This window comes from Pseudomonas sp. V98_8 (assembly GCF_029967975.1).
Classification (GTDB): Bacteria; Pseudomonadota; Gammaproteobacteria; order Pseudomonadales; family Pseudomonadaceae; genus Aquipseudomonas; species Aquipseudomonas umsongensis.
In genome coordinates this window covers 87,102-107,270 of the sequence record NZ_JASCAE010000056.1, presented here as the reverse complement: position 1 = coordinate 107,270, position 20,169 = coordinate 87,102, and the positions used below count along the sequence as shown (strand labels likewise).

14 protein-coding genes are annotated in these 20,169 nt (G+C 60.8%); 9 read left to right on the top strand and 5 right to left on the bottom strand.

Annotated elements, in window-relative coordinates; genetic code table 11:
• Nucleotides 1–136: 136 nt before the first annotated feature.
• The 4 genes from QLG10_RS19805 to QLG10_RS19790 form a co-directional block, all read right to left on the bottom strand.
• Nucleotides 137–2,983, bottom strand: coding sequence for a valine--tRNA ligase (locus QLG10_RS19805; RefSeq protein WP_110752770.1), 2,847 nt, complete (start codon nucleotides 2,981–2,983; stop codon nucleotides 137–139).
• 223 nt (nucleotides 2,984–3,206) lie between these two features.
• Nucleotides 3,207–3,596, bottom strand: coding sequence for a DNA polymerase III subunit chi (locus tag QLG10_RS19800; RefSeq protein ID WP_110752772.1), 390 nt, complete (start codon nucleotides 3,594–3,596; stop codon nucleotides 3,207–3,209).
• 8 nt (nucleotides 3,597–3,604) lie between these two features.
• Nucleotides 3,605–4,033, bottom strand: a complete 429-nt coding sequence (locus QLG10_RS19795) for a DNA polymerase III subunit chi (RefSeq protein WP_188264098.1) — start codon at nucleotides 4,031–4,033, stop codon at nucleotides 3,605–3,607.
• Between the two features lie 60 nt (nucleotides 4,034–4,093).
• Nucleotides 4,094–5,584: a leucyl aminopeptidase gene (locus QLG10_RS19790; RefSeq protein ID WP_033039432.1), complete on the bottom strand. Its 1,491-nt coding sequence runs from the start codon at nucleotides 5,582–5,584 to the stop codon at nucleotides 4,094–4,096.
• Between the two features lie 406 nt (nucleotides 5,585–5,990).
• Between QLG10_RS19790 and lptF the strand changes: the two genes are divergently transcribed.
• From lptF to pdxJ, 8 genes are all read left to right on the top strand, one after another.
• Nucleotides 5,991–7,109, top strand: a complete 1,119-nt coding sequence (gene lptF / locus QLG10_RS19785; protein ID WP_188264097.1) for an LPS export ABC transporter permease LptF — start codon at nucleotides 5,991–5,993, stop codon at nucleotides 7,107–7,109.
• Nucleotides 7,102–8,163 carry an LPS export ABC transporter permease LptG gene (lptG, locus tag QLG10_RS19780; RefSeq protein ID WP_110752780.1) on the top strand — a complete coding sequence of 354 codons (1,062 nt, stop codon included), beginning with the start codon at nucleotides 7,102–7,104 and terminating at the stop codon, nucleotides 8,161–8,163. The genes lptF and lptG overlap by 8 nt, the downstream gene beginning before the upstream one ends.
• A gap of 171 nt (nucleotides 8,164–8,334) precedes the next feature.
• Nucleotides 8,335–10,134 (top strand): translation elongation factor 4, encoded by a 1,800-nt coding sequence (lepA, locus tag QLG10_RS19775; protein WP_020799456.1) that lies wholly within the window; start codon nucleotides 8,335–8,337, stop codon nucleotides 10,132–10,134.
• Between the two features lie 5 nt (nucleotides 10,135–10,139).
• On the top strand, nucleotides 10,140–10,994 hold the full coding sequence (gene lepB, locus QLG10_RS19770) for a signal peptidase I (protein ID WP_110752782.1): 855 nt from the start codon (nucleotides 10,140–10,142) through the stop codon (nucleotides 10,992–10,994).
• Between the two features lie 184 nt (nucleotides 10,995–11,178).
• Nucleotides 11,179–11,868: a ribonuclease III gene (rnc, locus tag QLG10_RS19765; RefSeq protein ID WP_018927089.1), complete on the top strand. Its 690-nt coding sequence runs from the start codon at nucleotides 11,179–11,181 to the stop codon at nucleotides 11,866–11,868.
• Nucleotides 11,861–12,763 (top strand): GTPase Era, encoded by a 903-nt coding sequence (era, locus tag QLG10_RS19760; protein WP_020799458.1) that lies wholly within the window; start codon nucleotides 11,861–11,863, stop codon nucleotides 12,761–12,763. Before rnc ends, era begins: the two co-directional genes overlap by 8 nt.
• Before the next feature lie 154 nt (nucleotides 12,764–12,917).
• Nucleotides 12,918–13,601 carry a DNA repair protein RecO gene (gene recO / locus QLG10_RS19755; RefSeq protein WP_020799459.1) on the top strand — a complete coding sequence of 228 codons (684 nt, stop codon included), beginning with the start codon at nucleotides 12,918–12,920 and terminating at the stop codon, nucleotides 13,599–13,601.
• Between the two features lie 49 nt (nucleotides 13,602–13,650).
• Nucleotides 13,651–14,397, top strand: coding sequence for a pyridoxine 5'-phosphate synthase (pdxJ, locus tag QLG10_RS19750; RefSeq protein ID WP_110752786.1), 747 nt, complete (start codon nucleotides 13,651–13,653; stop codon nucleotides 14,395–14,397).
• 124 nt (nucleotides 14,398–14,521) lie between these two features.
• On the opposite strand, the gene mltF is transcribed toward pdxJ, so the two are convergent.
• Entirely contained in the window at nucleotides 14,522–15,982 is a 1,461-nt protein-coding gene (gene mltF, locus QLG10_RS19745; protein WP_188264095.1) for a membrane-bound lytic murein transglycosylase MltF, read from the bottom strand.
• A 285-nt stretch (nucleotides 15,983–16,267) separates the two neighbouring features.
• Here mltF and purL point away from each other — a divergent pair, with 285 nt between their 5' ends.
• Nucleotides 16,268–20,164, top strand: coding sequence for a phosphoribosylformylglycinamidine synthase (gene purL / locus QLG10_RS19740; protein WP_110752790.1), 3,897 nt, complete (start codon nucleotides 16,268–16,270; stop codon nucleotides 20,162–20,164).
• Nucleotides 20,165–20,169: the final 5 nt, after the last annotated feature.

Below are 20,169 nucleotides of genomic sequence, written 5' to 3'. Positions count from 1 at the left end.
GGCTGCGATCTTTTGATCTTGTTTTTTAAAAGCAAGATCAAAAGATCGCAGCCTGCGGCAGCTCCTACAGGGGGATTTGCGGTGGACATAAAAAAGGGAGGCCACTTGGGCCTCCCTTTTTTATTGCGATTTGCCGTTACAGACTGGCAATCCGCGCATGCTGCTCGGCCAGCTTGCCCAGAGCCTGTTCGGCTTCGGCCAGTTTGGCGCGTTCCTTGTCGATGACTTCGGCCGGAGCCTTGTCAACGAACCCGGCGTTGGACAGCTTGCCGCCGACGCGCTGCACTTCGCCTTGCAGACGCTGGATTTCCTTGTCCAGGCGCGCAAGCTCGGCACCTTTGTCGATCAGGCCAGCCATTGGCACCAGCACTTCCATCTCGCCGACCAGGGCGGTGGCGGACAGCGGTGCCTCTTCGCCAGCAGCCAGCACGGTGATCGATTCCAGACGTGCCAGCTTCTTCAGCAGGGCTTCATTCTCGGTCAGGCGACGCTGGTCTTGTGCACTGACGTTCTTCAGGAACAGCGGCAGCGGTTTGCCCGGGCCGATGTTCATCTCGCCACGGATATTACGCGTGCCGAGCATCAGGCCCTTGAGCCATTCGATGTCGTCTTCGGCGGCCTGGTCGATGCGCGCTTCATTGGCCACTGGCCAAGGTTGCAGCATGATCGTCTTGCCTTCGATGCCGGCCAGCGGTGCGACGCGCTGCCAGATTTCTTCGGTGATGAACGGCATGAACGGGTGCGCCAGGCGCAAGGCAACTTCGAGCACGCGAACCAGGGTGCGACGGGTGCCGCGCTGGCGTTCGACCGGGGCGTTTTCGTCCCACAGCACAGGCTTGGACAGTTCCAGGTACCAGTCGCAGTACTGGTTCCAGATGAACTCGTACAAGGCTTGCGCGGCCAGGTCGAAACGGAACTGGTCGAGCTGGCGGGTGACTTCGGCTTCGGTGCGTTGCAGCTGCGAAATGATCCAGCGATCAGCCAGCGAGAGCTCGTAGGCTTCGCCGTTCTGGCCGCAGTCTTCGCCCTTGTCCAGCACGTAGCGCGCTGCGTTCCAGATCTTGTTGCAGAAGTTGCGATAGCCTTCGACGCGACCCATGTCGAACTTGATGTCGCGACCGGTGGACGCCAGCGAGCAGAAGGTGAAGCGCAGGGCGTCGGTGCCGTAGCTGGCGATACCCTCGGCGAACTCTTCACGGGTCTGCTTCTCGATCTTCTTCGCCAGTTTCGGCTGCATCATGCCGGAGGTGCGTTTCTGCACCAGCTCTTCCAGCTCGATACCGTCGATGATGTCCAGTGGGTCCAGGACGTTGCCCTTGGACTTGGACATCTTCTGGCCTTGGCCATCACGCACCAGGCCGTGCACGTACACGGTCTTGAACGGCACCTGCGGCGTGCCGTCTTCGTTCTTCACCAAATGCATGGTGAGCATGATCATCCGGGCAACCCAGAAGAAAATGATGTCGAAGCCGGTGACCAGGACGTCGGTGGAGTGGAATTTCTTCAGGAATTCGGTCTGTTCCGGCCAGCCGAGCGTGGAGAAGGTCCACAGGCCCGAGCTGAACCAGGTGTCGAGTACGTCGTTGTCCTGTTGCAGCGCGACGTCAGGGCCGAGGTTGTGCTTGGCGCGTACTTCGGCTTCGTCGCGACCGACGTAGACTTTGCCCGACTCGTCGTACCAGGCGGGAATCCGGTGGCCCCACCACAGCTGACGGCTGATGCACCAGTCCTGGATGTCACGCATCCACGAGAAGTACATGTTTTCGTACTGTTTCGGCACGAACTGGATGCGACCGTCCTCGACGGCGGCAATCGCAGGTTCGGCCAACGGCTTGGTGGACACATACCACTGGTCGGTCAGCCACGGCTCGATGATGGTGCCGGAACGGTCGCCTTTCGGTACTTTCAGGGCGTGATCGTCAACGCTGACCAGCAGGCCCGCGGCCTCGAACGCCGCAACGATCTGTTTACGCGCTTCGAAACGGTCCAGGCCGGCATACTCAGCCGGGATCTTGCCGTCGATCGTTTCGTTCAAGGTGCCATCGAGGTTGAACGCCTGGACGGCTGGCAAGACATGAGCGTTCTTGTCGAAGATGTTCAGCAGCGGCAGGTTGTGGCGCTTGCCGACTTCGTAGTCATTGAAATCGTGGGCCGGGGTGATTTTCACGCAGCCGGTGCCGAATTCAGGGTCGCAGTAATCGTCGGCGATGATCGGGATGCGGCGGCCGACCAGCGGCAGCTCGACAAATTTACCAATCAGGGCTTTGTAGCGCTCATCGTTCGGGTTAACCGCGACGGCGGAGTCGCCGAGCATGGTTTCCGGGCGGGTGGTCGCGACGATCAGGAACGGGTTGCCTTCAGCGGTCTTGGCGCCATCGGCCAACGGGTACTTCAGGTTCCACAGGAAACCTTTTTCGTCGTGGTTTTCCACTTCAAGGTCGGAAATCGCCGTGTGCAGCTTGGTGTCCCAGTTGACCAGGCGCTTACCGCGATAGATCAGGCCGTCTTCGTGCAAGCGCACGAACGCTTCCTTCACGGCTTCCGAGAGACCGTCGTCCATGGTGAAGCGCTCGCGGCTCCAGTCCACGGACGAACCTAGACGACGGATCTGACGGCTGATATTGCCGCCGGACTGATCCTTCCATTCCCAGACTTTCTCGAGGAATTTGTCGCGGCCCAGGTCGTGGCGATTCTGGCCCTGGGCTTCGAGTTGACGCTCCACCAGCATTTGCGTGGCGATACCGGCGTGGTCGGTACCCGGTTGCCACAGGGTGTTGCGACCCTGCATGCGGCGGAAACGGATCAGGGCGTCCATGATCGCGTTGTTGAAGCCGTGTCCCATGTGCAGGCTGCCGGTGACGTTCGGCGGCGGGATCATGATGGTGTAGGACTCGCCCGCGCCTTGCGGGGCGAAGTAATTCTCTGACTCCCAGGTGTTGTACCAGGAAGTTTCAATGGCGTGCGGCTGGTAGGTCTTATCCATGCGCGGCGGGACCCTATTGGCATTTGTTCAGGAAAAGCCGGCAAGTATAGCGGGGCATGGGGCGCAGGGCGAGCAGGGGCGGACGGCACGCAGCATCAAATACGGCGCAAATCCATTGTGGGAGCGGGCTTGCTCGCGAAGGCGTCGTATCAGTCAGCATAAATGTTGAATGTCAGACCGCTTTCGCGAGCAAGCCCGCTCCCACAGGGGGGCAGTGTATGGCTCAGTCGTTGTACTGGCTCAGCAACCGATCCATGCGCGCGCTGAGGCGGCGTTTGATTTCGGTTTCGATGTGCGGCGCGAAGTCGTCGATCACGTCTTGCATGATCAATTGCGCAGCGGCGCGCAGTTCGCTGTCGAGGTAGAGCAGGGCGTCGGCGTTCTGATTGGCGCTCGGCGCGGGTTCGGCAGCAGGTTTGGGGGGTGTTGGTGCGACGGCCGGCGCGGGTTCGCGGACGGTGTCGAACAACATCGGGATCTGTTCCTGGTCACCTTCCTCGACCGTGTCAGTCAGCAGCGGTGGTTGCAGGTTGTCATCGCCGAGCAGTTGGCGGATCGACTCGAGGTCGTCCAGCAGGTGCGCGGATTGTTGCAGCGGTTTTGGAGTGTCCATCGGAATGCTCAGAGTCGCTGTAAACGGTGATCTTGCAGAGGATAGCCCTGTTCGCGGTAGAAACGGAAACTCTCCCGCGCAGCCGTGCGTATGACCGGATCTTCGACCACCACTTCCGCCACGCGGGCGAAACGCTGGGCAAAGGCCGGTACTTTCAGGTCGAGATTGACCAGCAGGTCCTGATGCGAACCGCAGTCATCGCCAACGCCCAGCACGATCAGGCTGTCCGGTTCATTTTCGGCGGGGCCGTGGGGCACGAAGCTTTCACCCTTGAATGTCCACAGGCGCGCATCGAGATCGTCACGCTGGGCCGCATCGCTGCAATGCAGGTAGACGCGATGGCCCATGCGCCAGGCTTTTTCCGTGAGCTTGCAGGCGAAGTCCAGCCGCGCCGAAGGATCGGCGCTGGGCAGGATGTAAAAGTCGACTTTGGTCATTGCGGTTCCTGAGCCCGGGTCGACGTCGCCCAGAAGTGACGTCGCCCCGGGTCATTGGTTTCAGGCTTTGGCGCGGTCCAGCAGGTATTGGGTCAGCAGCGGAACCGGACGGCCGGTGGCGCCCTTGTCCTTGCCGCCGCTGGTCCAGGCGGTGCCGGCGATGTCCAGGTGCGCCCAGTTCAGGTTCTTGGTGAAGCGCGACAGGAAGCAAGCCGCGGTGATGGTGCCGGCTTTCGGGCCGCCGATGTTGGCGATGTCGGCGAACGGGCTGTCCAGCTGCTCCTGGTACTCATCGAACAGCGGCAGTTGCCAGGCGCGGTCGTCCGCAGCCTTGCCGGCGCTGAGCAGTTGGTCGATCAATTGCTCGTTGTTGCCCAGCAGGCCCGAGGTGTGAGAGCCCAGTGCAACCACGCAGGCGCCGGTCAGGGTGGCGATGTCGATCACCGCTTGCGGCTTGAATCGCTCGGAGTAGGTCAGGGCGTCGCACAGCACCAGACGGCCTTCGGCGTCGGTATTGAGGATTTCCACGGTCTGGCCACTCATGGTGGTAACGATGTCGCCCGGGCGCGAAGCGTTGCCGCTGGGCATGTTCTCGGCGCAAGCCAGGATGCACACCAGGTTGATCGGCAGTTTCAGTTCGAGCACGGCACGCACGGTGCCGAACACGCTGGCGGCGCCGCCCATGTCGTACTTCATTTCATCCATGCCGGCACCCGGCTTGAGGCTGATGCCGCCGGTGTCGAACGTGATGCCCTTACCGACCAGGGCGTAGGGCTTCTCGGACTTCTTGCCACCGTTATATTGCATGACGATCAGGCGTGGCGGTTGGGCGCTGCCCTGGCCGACGGCGTAGAACGAGCCCATGCCCAGGGCCTTGATCTTTTTCTCGTCGAGGACTTCGACTTTCAGGTCCTTGAATTGCTTGCCGAGGTTTTTCGCTTGCTCGCCGAGGAAGGTCGGGTGGCAGATGTTCGGCGGCAGGTTGCCCAGGTCACGGGTAAACGCCATGCCGTTGGCGATGGCGGTGGCGTGGGTCACGGCGCGTTGCACTTCAGCCTCGGCGGCCTTGATGGTCACCAGGGTGATTTTCTTCAGCGCGCGCGGCTCGGCTTTCTGGCTCTTGAACTGGTCGAACTGGTATTCGCCGTCCACCAGGGTTTCGGCCAGCAGGCGGGTCTTGCCATAGCTGTCGCGGCCCTTGACCACGATTTCGTCCAGGGCCAGCACGGCGTCGCTGCCACCCAGGCCTTTGAGCGTGTTGAGGATGCCGGCAACGATTTTGCGGAACGGGCGGTCACCCAGTTCTTCGTCCTTGCCCACGCCGACCAGCAAAACGCGTTCGGCTTTCAGGTTCGGCAAGCTGTGCAGCAACAGGCTCTGGCCAACCTTGCCGGCCAGGTCGCCGCGCTTGAGTACGGCACTGATGGCGCCAGCGCTGAGTTCGTCGAGCTGTTTGGCAACGGCGCCGAGCTTGCGGCCCTCGCCGACGGCAACCACCAGCGTGGCGGTTTTCAACGTTTGCGGGTTGACGCTTTTTACAACCAGTTCCATGTCCGGATCCCTGAATTGATGGTCAATAGCAAGCGCTGGACAAGGTATGGGCAGCGCTTGCTTATAAATAGAAAGGCGCCAGGATCGACCGGCGACGAAGGCGGCAGTTTGAACCTCGCCAGCGGCGCCTGACAACCCTCGGTTGTAGATTGTGGGAGCAGCCGGTCGACGCTCGACTGCTCGCGAAGAACCTGAGGCCGTCGCGGGGTGTCAGACTCCCCGCGTTATCGTTGACGACCATCGCGAGCGAGGTCGCTCCTACATTCCTGCTCGAGCATTGCGCAGTGACAGGCGCACCCAATCACAGGATAATGCGCAATCTTTTTTTCGGCGGCCCTGCCTTGCGGGCTGTCTGACGTGTTTGCTTGTTTGGCCGCCATAGCCTGACAACCCTGGAGTGTCTGGTTTGATCGTCTTTCGTTATCTATCCCGCGAAGTCCTGTTGACCTTGAGTGCCGTCAGTGCGGTGCTGCTGGTCATCATCATGAGTGGACGCTTCATCAAGTACCTCGCGCAGGCCGCTTCGGGTCAACTGGACCCGGGCTCACTGTTCCTCATCATGGGTTTTCGCCTGCCGGGATTCCTGCAATTGATCCTGCCGCTGGGCCTGTTTCTCGGGATACTGCTGGCCTATGGCCGCCTGTACCTTGAGAGCGAGATGACCGTGCTGTCGGCCACGGGCATGAGCCAGCAACGCCTGTTTCGCATGACCCTGTTTCCGGCCACCCTGGTTGCGCTGGTCGTTGCCTGGTTGAGCCTGAGCCTGGCGCCACAAGGCGCCAATCAGTTCCAGCTGCTGCTGAACAAGCAGGACGCCCTGACCGAGTTCGACACCCTGGAGCCTGGCCGTTTCCAGGCCCTGCGCGATGGCACGCGGGTGACCTATACCGAGCAGTTGTCTGATGACCGCATCCATCTGGCGGGGGTCTTCATCTCGCAAAAGAACCTCGGTTCCGACAACAAGGATCGCGGGATCTCCGTGCTGGTGGCGGAAAAAGGCCGTCAGGAAATTCGCCCCGACGGCAACCGCTACCTGATCCTCGATAATGGCTACCGCTATGACGGCAGTCCGGGGCAGGCCGATTACCGGGCGATCAAGTACGACGAATACGGCGTGCTGCTGCCCAAGCCGGACGTCAGCGACGAAGTGACCGACCGTGACGCGATGCCCACGAGCTCCTTGCTGGGTAGCGAAGACCTGCGTTCGCGTACCGAGCTGCAATGGCGCCTGTCCCTGCCGTTGCTGGTGTTCATCGTCACCTTGATGGCGGTGCCATTGTCGCGGGTCAACCCGCGCCAGGGACGTTTCCTCAAGTTGTTGCCGGCAATCCTTCTTTATATGGCCTACCTGACTATCCTGATTGCCGCTCGCGGTGCGCTTGAAAAGGGCAAGATCCCACCGGCGCTGGGCTTGTGGTGGGTGCATGGGATATTCCTGGCCATTGGCCTGGGTCTGCTCTACTGGGAGCCTTTGCGCTTGAAGATGGCGAGTCGTCGCAGCGCGCTGGAGGTGGCCCGTGGTTAAGCTCGACCGTTACATCGGTAGCAGTGTGTTCATGGCGATCCTGGCGGTATTGGGGATTATTCTCGGCCTGGCCACGTTGTTTGCGTTCATCGACGAGATGGGCGATGCCAGTGATACCTATACATTGCTCGACGTCCTGAGCTACGTGCTGCTGACGGCACCACGCCGGCTCTACGACATGCTGCCGATGGCCGCCTTGATCGGTTGCCTGATCGGTCTCGGCAGCCTGGCCAGCAACAGTGAACTGACCATCATGCGTGCGGCTGGCGTGTCCATCGGGCGGATCGTCTGGGCGGTCATGAAGCCGATGCTGGTGCTGATGGTGGTGGGAGTGCTGATTGGCGAATACGTCGCGCCGGCGACTGAAAGCACCGCCCAGGCCAACCGCTCGCTGGCCCAGGGCAGTGGCGATGCGCAAAGCGCCAAACACGGTTTGTGGCATCGCCAGGGTGACGAATTCATCCACGTCAACTCCGTGCAACCCAATGGCCTGCTGTACGGCGTGACCCGCTACCACTTCGACAAGGAGCGGCACATGCTGTCGGCGAGCTTCGCCAAGCGCGCCGAGTTCGACAAGGATCACTGGCAGTTGTCCGACGTCACCACCACGGTGTTCCACGAAAGGAGCACCGAAGTGGTGAACGCCCCGGTCGAACGCTGGGATGTGGCATTGAGCCCACAGTTGCTGAGTACCGTGGTCATGGCGCCGGAATCGCTGTCGATCTCGGGGCTGTGGGGCTATATCCACTATCTGGCTGACCAGGGGCTGAACAATGGCCGTTACTGGCTGGCATTTTGGGTCAAGGTGTTGCAGCCGCTGGTTACCGCTGCCCTGGTGCTGATGGCGATCTCCTTCATCTTTGGTCCGCTGCGCTCGGTGACCCTCGGTCAGCGGGTATTTACCGGTGTGCTGGTCGGTTTCACCTTCCGCATTGCCCAGGATTTGCTGGGGCCTTCAAGCCTGGTCTTCGGTTTTTCGCCACTGTTTGCGGTGCTCGTGCCAGCCGGTGTCTGTGCCCTGGCGGGGCTGTGGTTGTTGCGTCGCGCCGGTTGATGGCGACTTGTTCATCGCTTCGCAGCTGATAAAAAACGCCCCTGTCACGAGACCGGGGCGTTTTTGTACGGGCCGTCTGGCCTGCAAACGTGACGCTTGCGCCGTGGATCAGGTACAATTCCCGGCTATTTTTCGGCGGGCTATGCCTGCAGCCTTTTTGAGTGTTGATCCGTGAGTGATTTGAGTCATATCCGCAATTTCTCCATCATCGCCCACATTGACCATGGCAAGTCGACGCTGGCCGATCGCTTCATCCAGATGTGCGGCGGCCTGGCCGAGCGTGAAATGGAAGCCCAGGTACTGGATTCCATGGATCTTGAGCGCGAGCGCGGGATCACCATCAAGGCGCACAGCGTCACCCTGTACTACAAGGCTCGTGATGGCGTCACTTACCAACTGAACTTCATCGATACCCCAGGTCACGTTGACTTCACCTATGAGGTGAGCCGTTCGCTGGCCGCCTGTGAAGGCGCGCTGCTGGTGGTCGATGCCGGTCAAGGCGTTGAAGCGCAGTCGGTTGCCAACTGCTACACGGCGATCGAACAGGGCCTGGAAGTGATGCCGGTGCTGAACAAGATCGACCTGCCACAGGCCGATCCGGACCGCGTAAAAGAAGAAATCGAAAAAATCATCGGCATCGATGCCACCGACGCGGTTACTTGCTCTGCCAAGACCGGCCTGGGCGTCGATGAGGTGTTGGAGCGTCTGGTTACTACCATTCCTGCACCCACCGGCAACATAGAAGATCCGCTGCAAGCGTTGATCATCGACTCCTGGTTCGACAACTACCTGGGCGTCGTGTCCCTGGTGCGCGTGCGTCACGGCCGCGTGAAGAAGGGTGACAAGATCCTGGTCAAGTCCACCGGCAAGATCCACCTGGTGGACAGCGTCGGTGTATTCAACCCGAAACACACCCCTACCGCTGACCTGAAGGCCGGTGAAGTGGGCTTCATCATCGCCAGCATCAAGGACATTCACGGAGCCCCCGTGGGCGACACCCTGACCTTGAGTTCGACGCCGGACGTCGATGTGCTGCCAGGTTTCAAGCGCATCCAGCCGCAGGTCTACGCCGGCCTGTTCCCGGTCAGCTCCGACGACTTTGAAGACTTCCGTGAGGCCCTGCAAAAGCTCACCCTGAACGATTCGTCGCTGCAGTACACCCCGGAAAGCTCCGACGCCCTGGGCTTCGGCTTCCGTTGCGGGTTCCTCGGCATGCTGCACATGGAAATCATCCAGGAGCGCCTGGAGCGCGAGTATGACCTGGACCTGATCACCACGGCGCCGACGGTAATCTTCGAGCTGCTGCTCAAGACCGGCGAGACGATCTACGTCGATAACCCGTCGAAGTTGCCGGACCTGTCTTCCATCGAGGACATGCGCGAGCCGATCGTGCGTGCCAATATCCTTGTGCCGCAAGAGCACTTGGGTAACGTCATTACGTTGTGCATCGAAAAGCGTGGTGTGCAGGTCGACATGCTGTTCCTGGGCTCCCAGGTACAAGTGACCTACGACTTGCCCATGAACGAAGTGGTCCTGGACTTCTTCGATCGCCTGAAATCCACCAGTCGCGGCTATGCTTCGCTGGATTACCATTTCGATCGTTACCAATCGGCTAGTCTGGTGAAACTGGACGTGCTGATCAACGGCGACAAGGTCGACGCGCTGGCGTTGATCGTGCACCGTGACAATGCGCACTACAAAGGTCGCCAGTTGACCGAGAAGATGAAAGAACTGATTCCGCGGCAGATGTTCGACGTGGCAATCCAGGCCGCCATTGGCGGGCAGATTGTGGCGCGTACAACCGTCAAGGCGCTCAGAAAGAACGTATTGGCCAAATGCTACGGCGGTGACGTCAGCCGTAAGAAAAAGCTGCTGGAAAAGCAAAAGGCCGGTAAAAAACGCATGAAGCAGGTCGGCAACGTGGAAATTCCGCAAGAAGCCTTCCTTGCCGTGCTCAGGTTGGATAGTTAGGTCCTATGTCACTAAATTTCCCGCTGTTGCTGGTCATCGCCGTATTCGTCTGCGGCCTGTTGGCGTTGCTTGATCTGTTGATCCTGGCGCCGCGTCGGCGTGCCGCCATCGCCTCCTATCAGGGCAGCGTCAGCCAGCCTGATGGGGTGGTGATCGAGAAACTGGGCAAGGAACCGTTGCTGGTCGAATACGGCAAGTCGTTCTTCCCGGTGCTGTTCATCGTGCTGGTGCTGCGTTCGTTCCTGGTGGAACCGTTCCAGATCCCGTCGGGCTCGATGAAACCGACCCTGGACGTCGGCGACTTCATTCTGGTGAGCAAGTTTTCCTACGGGATTCGCTTGCCGGTGATCGACAAGAAAGTCATCGAAGTCGGTGAGCCACAGCGTGGCGATGTGATGGTGTTCCGCTATCCGAGCGATCCGAACGTCAACTACATCAAGCGTGTAGTGGGGTTGCCGGGCGATACGGTGCGGTACACCGCTGACAAGCGTCTGTTCGTCAACGGTGAGTCGATTGCCGAAAAGCTGGTCGGCTCCGAGCCGGGCACGCTGGGCAGTGCCGAGCTCTACAAGGAAAAACTCGGTGTCGCCGAGCACCTGATCCGCAAGGAAATGAGTCGCTATCGCGCAACACCGGACCGTACATGGACAGTGCCTGCCGGGCACTACTTCATGATGGGCGACAACCGCGACAACTCCAACGACAGTCGCTACTGGGATGATCCAGCCATTCCCAAGGATCTGCTGGGCATGGTTCCCGACAAGAATATCGTCGGCAAGGCCTTCGCGGTCTGGATGAGCTGGCCGGAACCCAAACTCAGTCACCTGCCGAATTTCTCGCGGGTTGGCCTGATCCAGTAATCAAGCACGGCGCTGTTGAACACAGCGCCGAATGCATTTCTGGAGTCGGTACAATCGGCGACAGAGGCATGAAAACAACGATATTCAGGACGTTATTTTTGAACACAGCGTTAATTGTCCCAGGCCTGCGCCGACTCCCGGCGATGGCGGTGGAATCCAACCACGAACTCAGCGTGGGTAAACCGTGAGCGTCTCCTTAAGCCGTCTCGAGCGTCAGCTCGGCTATACCTTCAAGGATCAGGAACTGATGGTCCTGGCCCTGACCCACCGCAGTTTTGCCGGGCGTAACAACGAACGCCTGGAATTCCTCGGTGATGCCATCCTCAACTTCGTTGCTGGCGAGGCGCTGTTCGATCGCTTCCCGCTGGCCCGCGAGGGCCAGTTGTCGCGTTTGCGCGCACGCCTGGTCAAGGGTGAGACCCTGGCCGTACTGGCCCGTGGTTTCGATCTGGGCGAGTACCTGCGCCTGGGCTCCGGCGAACTGAAAAGCGGCGGTTTTCGTCGCGAGTCGATTCTGGCCGATGCCCTGGAAGCGCTGATTGGCGCGATCTACCTGGACGCCGGCATGGAAGTGGCGCGCGAGCGCGTGCTGGCCTGGCTGGCTGGGGAGTTCGAAGGCCTGACGCTGGTCGACACCAACAAAGATCCAAAAACCCGCCTGCAGGAATTCCTGCAGTCCCGTGGTTGCGAGCTGCCGCGTTACGAAGTGGTGGATATCCAGGGTGAACCCCATTGCCGGACGTTCTTCGTCGAATGTGAAATCATCCTATTGAATGAAAAAAGCCGAGGTCAGGGTGTGAGCCGTCGCATTGCCGAACAGGTAGCGGCCGCTGCAGCACTGATTGCCCTGGGTGTGGAGAATGGCAATGACTGATACAAACGCAACGCGCTGTGGCTATGTTGCCATCGTCGGCCGTCCGAACGTGGGCAAGTCCACGCTGCTCAACCACATCCTCGGCCAAAAGCTGGCGATCACCTCGCGCAAGCCGCAAACCACCCGTCACAACATGCTCGGCATCAAGACCGAGGGTGATGTGCAGGCGATCTACGTCGATACGCCCGGTATGCACAAGGGCGGCGAAAAGGCCTTGAACCGCTACATGAACAAGACTGCCTCGGCGGCATTGAAAGACGTCGACGTGGTGATCTTCGTGGTGGATCGCACCAAGTGGACCGACGAAGACCAGATGGTCCTCGAGCGCGTGCAATATGTCACCGGCCCGCTGATCGTTGCGCTGAACAAGACCGATCGCATCGAAGACAAGGCCGAGCTGATGCCGCACCTGAGCTGGTTGCAGGAGCAGTTGCCGAACGCACAGATCATCCCGATTTCGGCGCAGCACGGACACAACCTCGACGCGCTGGAAAAAGTCATCGCTGATCATCTGCCGGAGAACGATCACTTCTTCCCGGAAGACCAGATTACCGACCGCAGCAGCCGTTTCCTCGCCGCCGAGCTGGTACGCGAAAAAATCATGCGCCAGTTGGGCGCCGAGCTGCCGTACCAGATCACCGTCGAAATCGAAGAGTTCAAGCAGCAGGGCAAGACCCTGCATATCCATGCCTTGATCCTCGTGGAGCGTGATGGCCAGAAGAAAATCATCATTGGCGACAAGGGCGAGCGCATCAAGCGCATCGGCACTGAGGCGCGCAAGGACATGGAGCTGTTGTTCGACTCCAAGATCATGCTCAACCTGTGGGTCAAGGTGAAGGGCGGCTGGTCCGACGACGAGCGTGCCCTGCGTTCGCTGGGCTACGGCGACCTGTAAGACTGCATAACGATCCACTGTGGGAGCGAGCCTGCTCGCGAAGAGGATGTAACATTCAGCATTGATGTTGACTGTTCCACCGCTTTCGCGAGCAGGCTCGCTCCCACATTGGTTTTGGGTTGTCAGCAAATCGCGATCCATCATTGAGAGCTCCATGTCCCAACCCATCCCCCAACCCGCCTACGTCCTCCATTCCCGTGCCTACCGCGAAAACAGCGCCCTGGTGGACTTCCTCACGCCGCAAGGTCGGCTGCGGGCGGTATTGCGCAGTGCACGGGGCAAGGCCGGGACGCTGGCGCGGCCGTTCGTGCCGCTGGAGGTCGAGTTTCGCGGGCGTGGAGAGCTGAAGAATGTCGGGCGCATGGAGAGCGCCGGCATCGCCACCTGGCTCAACGGTGAGGCACTGTTCAGCGGTCTTTATCTCAATGAGCTGTTAATTCGCCTGCTACCCGCCGAAGACCCTTTCCCTTCGGTGTTCGATCACTATGCCGCGACCTTGCTCGCCCTGGCCGAAGGTCGGGCCCTTGAGCCGTTACTGCGGTCGTTCGAATGGCGCTTGCTGGATGATCTGGGCTACGGCTTTTCATTGACTACCGATATCCACGACGAACCCGTTGCGCCAGACGGTCTCTACCGTTTGCAGGTGGATGCGGGGCTGGAGCGGGTCTATCTGCTGCAGCCCGGTTTGTTCAACGGCGCCGAATTGCTGGCCATGGCTGAGGCCGACTGGAGTGCGCCGGGTGCATTGTCAGCGGCCAAGCGTTTGATGCGCCAGGCACTGGCTGTTCACTTGGGCGGTCGTCCACTGGTCAGTCGCGAGCTGTTTCGCAAGCCGTAGTCTCCCCGTATGCTGTGCACCGAACTTTTTCTCTTTCTGGAGCGCTTCCGTGACCACCAGCACCCGCATTCTTCTTGGCGTGAATATCGACCACGTTGCCACCCTGCGTCAGGCCCGGGGCACGCGCTACCCGGATCCGGTAAAGGCGGCACTGGATGCGGAAGAGGCGGGCGCGGATGGCATCACCGTGCACCTGCGCGAAGACCGCCGGCACATCCAGGAGCGCGACGTGCTGGTGCTCAAGGACGTGCTGCAAACCCGCATGAACTTCGAAATGGGCGTCACTGAAGAAATGATGCAGTTCGCCGAGCGCATCCGTCCGGCGCATATCTGCCTGGTGCCGGAAACCCGCCAGGAGCTGACCACCGAAGGTGGGCTGGACGTGGCGGGGCAGGAGGCGCGGATCAAGGCTGCTGTGGAGCGCCTGTCGAGGATTGGCTCTGAAGTGTCGCTGTTCATCGATGCCGACGAACGGCAAATCGAAGCATCGCGTCGCGTCGGTGCGCCAGCCATCGAACTGCACACCGGTCGTTATGCCGATGCCGAGACGCCGACCGAAGTGGCTGAAGAGCTCAAGCGCGTCGCCGACGGCGTAGCGTTCGGCCTGGCGCAGGGCCTGATCGTCAATGCCGGCCACGGTCTGCACTATCACAACGTCGAGGCGGTGGCCGCGATCAAGGGCATCAACGAACTGAACATCGGCCATGCGCTGGTGGCCCATGCGCTGTTCGTGGGCTTCAAGTCGGCTGTGTCCGAGATGAAGGCGTTGATCCTGGCGGCTGCCGCCAAGTCTTAAAAACAACACAAAACCAATGTGGGAGCGGGCTTGCTCGCGAATGCGGTTCAACATTCAACATCTTGGTTGACTGTCACACCGCGTTCGCGAGCAAGCCCGCTCCCACATTTGATTGAGATGGCTGTTAGAGGGGGGCAGGCTCCTGGGCCGGCTTGGTCTTGTCGATCCCCGGCACATGCAGGTTGCCCTCGGCGACCTGATCGCCTTCAAGCTGCGGCTGCGTTACCCAGGTCAGGATGTCGTAGTAGCGACGGATGTTCGCCACGAAATGCACCGGCTCGCCGCCACGGGCGTAGCCGTAACGGGTTTTGCTGTACCACTTCTTCTCGGACAGGCGCGGCAGGATTTTTTTCACGTCCAGCCATTTGTCTGGATTCAACCCTTCCTTGGCCGCCAGCTTGCGGGCGTCATCAAGGTGACCACTGCCGACGTTGTAGGCGGCCAGGGCAAACCAGGTGCGATCCGGTTCCTGGATCGACTCGTCGAGCTGGTCCTTCATGTAGGCCAGGTACTTGGCGCCGCCCATGATGCTCTGCTTGGGATCGAGGCGGTTGGACACGCCCATGGCTTGCGCAGTGTTCTGGGTCAGCATCATCAGGCCGCGCACACCGGTCTTGGACGTCACGGCCGGTTGCCACAGGGATTCCTGATAACCGATCGCCGCCAGCAGGCGCCAGTCGACCTGTTCTTTCTTGGCGTAAGCCTTGAAGTGCGGTTCGTACTTGGGCAGACGCTGCTGCAAGTGCTGGGCGAACGTGGTCGCGCCCATGTAGCCGAGTACATCGACATGCCCGTAATAACGGTCCTTGAGGCGTTGCAGGGTGCCGTTTTTCTTGACCTTGTCCAGATACTCGTTGATCTCGTTGAGCAGGCTGTTGTCGTCGCCCGGCGCCACGGCCCAGCTCTGGTTGCTGGCGTCACCCAGGTCGAAGGCAACGCGGATGTTGGTGAAATACACCTGGTTCATCGCGACTTCGTTGGAGTCGACCAGCGTCAGATCGATCTGACCTTCGTCGACCATGCGCAGGAGATCCACGACCTCGACCGCGTCGGATTCTTCGTATTCGATACCGGGAAATTTCTGTTTCAGCTGTGCGAGCTGCTCGGCATGGGTGCTGCCCTTGAGCACCATGATCTTCTTGCCGACCAGGTCCTTCGCGTCGGTAGGGCGCGACTTGCCGTTGCGGTAGATGACCTGTGGGGTGACTTCCAGGTAGGGGTGGGAGAACCGCACCTGTTTTTTGCGTGCTTCGCTGCTGACCAGGCCGGCCGCCGCCAGGACCGGGCCATTGGGCTTGCCCACCTGATTGAACAGGTCGTCGAGGTTGTCGGCCGTCTCGATCTTGAGATCGACCCCCAGATCGTCGGCGAAGCGCTTCACCAGCTCGTATTCGAAGCCGGTTTCACCGTTGCGATCCTGAAAGTAGGTGGCGGGGCTGTTACGGGTAACCACCCGCAGCACACCATCCTCCTTTACGCGCTCCAGCGTGTTGGGTTTATCAACACAGCCACTGAGCATCAGGAAGAGTCCGGTTGCGATCAGCCATTTGGCGTACCGCGGACGCAAAGCCGTTGGGGAAAACATTTGCGCAGTATACGCAAAGGACCACGAGCGCCATATCTCGACAGCAACGGGGTAGTCTGCTAGAGATCGCAAAAGCGGGCAAAACCCCGCTGGAACGGGCCTTTTCAGCATTTTGATACAGTTAAAATAAGCTGTCGTTACCCGCCTGGTTAACCTGACTTTCGGGGCAGAAACACAGATCGGCACTCGAGTGCAACCGTGCGTAGCGTTTCGGGTGCTGTCGCTGGCTGTTTAGGCTAGAATGCACGGCCTCAAAGCACACCCCTTCCCGAGGCTGTCCCGAAGATGTTGATCCTGCGCGGCGCTCCTGCCCTTTCTGCCTTTCGCCACAGCAAGCTCCTTGAGCAACTGAGCCAGAAGGTTCCGGCTGTCAGTGGCCTGTATGCTGAATTCGCTCACTTCGCCGAAGTTACCGGCGACCTGACCGGCGACGAACAGCAGGTGCTTGCGCGCCTTCTGAAGTACGGTCCAAGCGTTCCGGTCCAGGAGCCGACCGGTCGTCTGTTCCTGGTGTTGCCACGTTTCGGCACCATCTCGCCCTGGTCGAGCAAGGCCAGCGACATCGCTCGCAACTGCGGCCTGACCAAGATCCAGCGTATCGAGCGCGGCATTGCCTTCTATGTGGCTGGCCAGTTCAGCGACGCTGAAGCCCAGTTGATCGCCGACGCACTGCACGACCGCATGACCCAGATCGTCCTGGGCAATCTCGAACAGGCTGCCGGTCTGTTCAGCCACGCCGAACCCAAGCCCCTGACCGCGATCGACGTGTTGGGTGGCGGCCGCGCCGCGCTGGAAAAAGCCAACACCGAACTGGGCCTGGCCCTGGCGGAAGACGAAATCGACTACCTGGTCAACGCCTTCGTCGGCTTGAAGCGCAACCCGCACGACATCGAACTGATGATGTTCGCCCAGGCGAACTCCGAGCACTGCCGTCACAAGATCTTCAACGCCAGTTGGGACATCGACGGCGAAAGCCAGGAAAAAAGCCTCTTCGGCATGATCAAGAACACCTACGTGATGCACAGCGAGGGCGTTCTGTCGGCTTACAAGGACAACGCTTCGGTGATCGTCGGCTCCGTGGCCGGGCGTTTCTTCCCGGACCCCGAAACCCGCCAGTACGGCGCGGTGCAGGAGCCGGTGCACATCCTGATGAAGGTTGAAACCCATAACCACCCGACCGCCATTGCCCCGTTCCCGGGCGCATCGACCGGTTCCGGTGGCGAGATTCGTGACGAAGGCGCGACCGGTCGTGGCGCCAAGCCAAAAGCGGGCCTGACCGGTTTCACCGTGTCCAACCTGCAGATCCCGGGCTTCGAACAGCCTTGGGAAGTGCCGTACGGCAAGCCCGAGCGCATCGTTACCGCGCTGGACATCATGATCGAAGGCCCGCTGGGCGGCGCTGCGTTCAACAACGAGTTCGGTCGTCCGGCACTGACCGGCTACTTCCGTACCTTCGAACAGTCGATCAGCACCCCGCACGGTGATGAAGTGCGCGGTTACCATAAGCCGATCATGCTGGCTGGCGGCATGGGCAACATCCGTGAAGAACACGTCAAGAAAGGCGAGATCGTGGTCGGCTCCAAGCTGATCGTGCTCGGCGGCCCGGCGATGTTGATCGGCCTGGGCGGCGGCGCGGCTTCTTCCATGGCCACCGGCACCAGCTCGGCAGACCTGGACTTCGCCTCCGTGCAGCGTGAAAACCCTGAGATGGAGCGTCGCTGCCAGGAAGTCATCGACCGTTGCTGGCAACTGGGCGACAAGAACCCGATCAGCTTCATCCACGACGTGGGTGCGGGCGGCCTGTCCAACGCCTTCCCGGAACTGGTCAACGACGGCGACCGTGGTGGCCGTTTCGAACTGCGCAACATTCCCAACGACGAACCGGGCATGGCCCCGCACGAAATCTGGAGTAACGAATCCCAGGAACGCTACGTGCTGGCAGTCGGCCCGGCCGACTTCGATCGCTTCAAGGCGATCTGCGAACGTGAGCGTTGCCCGTTTGCCGTCGTCGGCGAAGCCACGGCCGAGCCGCAGCTGACCGTCACCGACAGCCACTTCGGCAACAGCCCGGTGGACATGCCGCTCGAAGTGCTGTTGGGCAAAGCCCCGCGCATGCACCGTTCGGTAGTGCGTGAAAACGAGCTGGGCGACGATTTCGATCCGTCGACCCTGGACATCGGCAACTGCGTCGAGCGCGTCTTGCATCACCCGGCCGTCGCGAGCAAGAGCTTCCTGATCACCATCGGCGACCGCACCATCACCGGGCTCGTGGCCCGTGACCAGATGGTCGGCCCATGGCAGGTGCCGGTGGCCGACGTTGCCGTCACCGCCACCAGCTTCGACGTCTACACCGGTGAAGCCATGGCCATGGGCGAGCGCACTCCGCTGGCACTGCTGGACGCTCCGGCGTCGGGCCGCATGGCCATCGGCGAAACCCTGACCAACATCGCCGCTTCGCGCATCGCCAAGATCTCCGACATCAAGCTGTCGGCGAACTGGATGTCCGCCGCCGGTCACCCGGGTGAAGACGCACGCCTGTACGACACCGTGAAAGCGGTCGGCATGGAATTGTGCCCTGAGCTGGGCATCACCATTCCAGTGGGCAAGGACTCGATGTCCATGGCCACTCGCTGGAACGATGAAGGCGTGGACAAGGCCGTGACCTCGCCAATGTCCCTGATCGTGACCGGTTTCGCGCCAGTGACTGACATCCGTCAGACCCTGACCCCGCAACTGCGCATGGACAAGGGCACCACCGACCTGATCCTGATCGACCTGGGCCGTGGCCAGAACCGCATGGGGGCCTCGATCCTCGCCCAGGTGCATGGCAAGCTCGGCAAGCAGGCTCCGGACGTCGATGACGCCGAAGACCTGAAAGCCTTCTTCGCAGTGATCCAGGGCCTCAACGCCGACGGTCACCTGCTGGCTTACCACGACCGTTCCGACGGTGGTCTGCTGACCAGCGTGGTGGAAATGGCCTTCGCCGGCCATTGCGGCCTGAGCCTGAACCTCGACGGCCTGGCAGAAACGTCCGCTGACATCGCCGCGATCCTGTTCAACGAAGAACTGGGCGCCGTGATCCAGGTTCGCCAGGACGCTACTGCCGACATCCTTGCGCAATTCAGCGCTGCCGGCCTTGGCGAGTGCGTGTCGGTGATCGGCCAGCCGATCAACAATGGCCAGATCAACATCACCTTCAACGGTGACACCGTGTTCGAAGGCCAGCGTCGTCTGCTGCAACGCCAGTGGGCCGAGACCAGCTACCAGATCCAGCGTCTGCGTGACAACGCCGACTGCGCCGATCAAGAGTTCGACGTGCTGCTGGAAGAAGACAACCCGGGCCTGAGCGTCAAGCTCAGCTACGACGTCAACCAGGACATCGCCGCGCCTTACATCAAGAAAGGCATCCGCCCACAGGTTGCCGTGCTGCGTGAGCAGGGCGTCAACGGTCAGGTGGAAATGGCCGCCGCGTTCGATCGCGCCGGTTTCAACGCGATCGACGTGCACATGAGCGACATCCTGGCCGGTCGTGTCGACCTGAACGAGTTCAAGGGCCTGGTTGCCTGCGGCGGCTTCTCCTACGGTGACGTACTCGGCGCCGGTGAAGGCTGGGCCAAGTCGGCGCTGTTCAACAGCCGCGCCCGCGATGCGTTCCAGGGTTTCTTCGAGCGTAACGACAGCTTCACCCTCGGTGTGTGCAACGGTTGCCAGATGATGTCCAACCTGCACGAGCTGATCCCGGGCAGTGAGTTCTGGCCGCACTTCGTGCGTAACCGTTCCGAGCAGTTCGAAGCGCGCGTGGCGATGGTGCAGATCCAGGAGTCGAACTCGATCTTCCTGCAGGGCATGGCCGGTTCGCGCATGCCGATCGCCATCGCCCACGGTGAAGGCCATGCCGAGTTCGCCAGCGAAGAAGCGTTGCTGGAAGCTGATCTGTCCGGTTGCGTGGCGATGCGTTTCGTCGACAACCATGGCAAGGTCACCGAAACCTACCCGGCCAACCCGAACGGCTCGCCGCGCGGGATCACCGGTTTGACCAGTCGCGACGGGCGCGTGACCATCATGATGCCGCACCCGGAGCGTGTGTTCCGTGCCGTGCAGAACTCGTGGCGTTCGGAAGACTGGAACGAAGACGCGCCTTGGATGCGTATGTTCCGTAATGCGCGTGTGTGGGTGAACTGATAGCT